The following is a 2,445-nucleotide window of genomic DNA, read 5'->3' as shown; positions in this document are numbered from 1 at the left end:
GGACGCGCAGGCGGTGCTGGCGTCGAACACCTCGTCGATCCCGATCACCCGGCTGGCACAGGCGGCGCCCGACGCCGCACGGGCGACGCTGGCGCGGATCGAGCCGGTGGAGAGTGCCGCGGCGATGGGCGAGGCGGCGCTGGTGATCGAGGCGGCGACCGAGCGCGAGGCGATCAAACGGGCGATCTTCGCCGACGTCGGCAAGGTGCTGGACGCGCAGGCGGTGCTGGCGTCGAACACCTCGTCGATCCCGATCACCCGGCTGGCGCAGGCCTCGCCAGACCCGGCGCGCTTCGTCGGCGTGCATTTCTTCAATCCCGTGCCCGTGATGGGATTGATCGAGGTGATCCGCGGGCTGGCGACGTCGGACGCGACGGTCGCAGCGATCGAGGATTTCGCCGCCGCGCTGGGCAAGCAGGTGGTCCATGCCAATGACGCGCCGGGCTTCATCGTCAACCGGGTGCTGATGCCAATGCTGAACGAGGCCTGCTTCGCGCTGGGCGAAGGGGTGGCGACGATCCGCGACATCGACACCGCGTGCGAACTGGGCCTGAATCATCCGATGGGTCCGTTGAAGCTCGCTGATTTCATCGGGCTCGACACATGCCTGGAGATCACCCGCGTGTTGTTCGAGGGGACGGGCGACCCCAAGTTCCGGCCCGCGCCGCTGCTGGTCAAATACGTCGAGGCGGGCTGGTACGGCAGGAAGGCGGGCCGGGGATTCTACGATTACACGGGCGAGACGCCCGTGCCGACGCGGTAGGAGGCAAGATGATGAGCCTGGACGACACGATCGTGCAGACGCCCGACGGGCCGATGACCTATGCGGCGTGGAAGAAGAAGAATCCGGTTCAGCTTCCGTCGCGCCGGACCAAGGGCAAGGACCTGCCCAACAAGGTCCGGATGCGCACCGACGAGACCTGAAGCGGTTGGGTTGAAACCCGACCTTTCGCGCGGTGTCAGAGAGCTTCTGCGTCGGGCGAAGGCGGGGGCATCCACTCGGCGGAGCGAGGCGTTGCCGGTTCGGCCCGGATCGCGTCCGCCGCGATGGGAGCCGCGTGGCCGGCGCCGCTGGCGCAGTCCGGCCGGTGTTCGGACAGGTCGTCGTGGTCTTCGTTGCCCCCGTCTTCGTTGCCCGCGTCTTGGGCGTCGCCTTCTTCGTCGTCCCAGTCGTCGTCCCAGTCGTCGTCGTCGTCCCAGTCGCCGTCGTCGCCCCGGTCTTCATCCTCCCGGTCTGCATCCTGGTGGCGAGTGCCGTCATCGGCCTCGTCCGTGCCCCCATTGCCGGCCACGTCCTTCTTCCCGTCCGCTGCGGCGGCGAGCGCAGCGAACCAGCGGTCGCGCGCGCGCGCCTGTTCGATGCGGCGTTCCCCGGTGATGCCAATCTGCGCGCCCTCGACCAGCGCCAGCTCGTCGGGGTCGAGTTCGCGCGAATAGTCGCGCCAGCCGTATGCGCCGTCCTCTTCGCCGATGAAATCCGCGGGCGGGGGAAAGCTGGTGCGCCATTCGCCGGACAGGTCGCACCGCCAGACGGGTTCGTCGTCGGCGACCGGGACGGGCGACGTTGACACTGGTTGACACGTGGACGCGGGTGCTTCGGTGGCGCGTTCGGGCGTGGGCGTGGGCGGGGGCGCGAGGACGACGAGCCCGGCGGCCTCGGCATGCGCCCATTGCTCCGCGGTCCAGTCGGCGCGGCGGGCGGCGTCCAGATCGGCCAGGCCGACATCGGCGGCGGCGCTGCCGCAGCGGATCATGCGATCGGCGCGGGCAAGTGCCAGGACGGGTTCGAGCTCGGCCGCGGCGGCCTCGCCGTCGGTGTTGCGCGCGAGCATGAACAGCCCGGCGCGCGCCGGACCGCCGTCGTCGCCGACCAGGTCGAGATAGGCGTCGAAATCCGCCGCGATCATCCGCGCGGCATGGCCGGGCGCGGTCCGTTCGGAGGCATCGGCGTAGCGATCGAGCCGGTTGAGCATCTGCACCGCGAGGCGATTGTCGTAATGGTGTCTGGTGCTGACGCTGCCGTCGGCGCGCGTGAATTCGACCTCCTGCCCCTCAAGCGAGCGGAGCATGAGGTTGGCGGCGACGCGTTCGCGGGCGAGGAGATCGGCGGCCTTCCACCCGAGATCGAAGGCGCGGCCCTTTGGCCGCCGGCGGAAGGCATAAGCGGATTGCGGCGACAGGCGAACCTTGCCGCAGGCGTCGGTCACGGTCTCGCCCTCTGCGACCGCTTCGAGGAAGCGGCGCTGCTTCGCCGCGTTCCAGCCGTCGACCCTGGTCGAGGGGATGATGACGTCGCGGATTTGCTGGCCCGCCTCTTCGAGGACGAGGGTGTCGGACATGATGGGTCTCCTTGTGAGGGAACAGAAGGGGACCGTGGGGGTATGCGGGAATGGGGGGTGTAGGACAGCCCCCCTGTGGGGGGGCGTGTGGCGGGGGTGGAAGGGG

General features: G+C 69.7%; 3 protein-coding genes. 2 read left to right on the top strand and 1 reads right to left on the bottom strand.

Annotated features, from left to right (window positions below):
• A partial coding sequence (locus VF592_RS05420; protein ID WP_331004595.1) for a 3-hydroxyacyl-CoA dehydrogenase NAD-binding domain-containing protein occupies window positions 1–763 on the top strand: 763 nt, incomplete at its 5' end.
• An 8-nt stretch (window positions 764–771) separates the two neighbouring features.
• Complete coding sequence (locus VF592_RS05415; RefSeq protein ID WP_331004594.1) at window positions 772–924, top strand: hypothetical protein; 153 nt, start codon at window positions 772–774, stop codon at window positions 922–924.
• A 35-nt stretch (window positions 925–959) separates the two neighbouring features.
• Here VF592_RS05415 and VF592_RS05410 read toward each other — a convergent pair whose 3' ends face one another.
• Complete coding sequence (locus VF592_RS05410) at window positions 960–2,339, bottom strand: hypothetical protein (RefSeq protein WP_331004593.1); 1,380 nt, start codon at window positions 2,337–2,339, stop codon at window positions 960–962.
• Between the last annotated feature and the right edge of the window lie 106 nt (window positions 2,340–2,445).

The sequence above is a fragment of the Sphingomonas sp. genome, assembly GCF_036388435.1.
Classification (GTDB): Bacteria; Pseudomonadota; Alphaproteobacteria; order Sphingomonadales; family Sphingomonadaceae; genus Sphingomonas.
The sequence above is the reverse complement of the archived record's forward strand: the minus strand, read 5'-3'. Positions and strand labels throughout refer to the sequence as shown.

Coding starts and splice junctions, on each gene's coding strand:
- VF592_RS05410 (WP_331004593.1), bottom strand. CDS start 2,339: ATGTCCGACACCCTCGTCCTCGAAGAGGCGGGCCAGCAAATCCGCGAC.
- VF592_RS05415 (WP_331004594.1), top strand. CDS start 772: ATGATGAGCCTGGACGACACGATCGTGCAGACGCCCGACGGGCCGATG.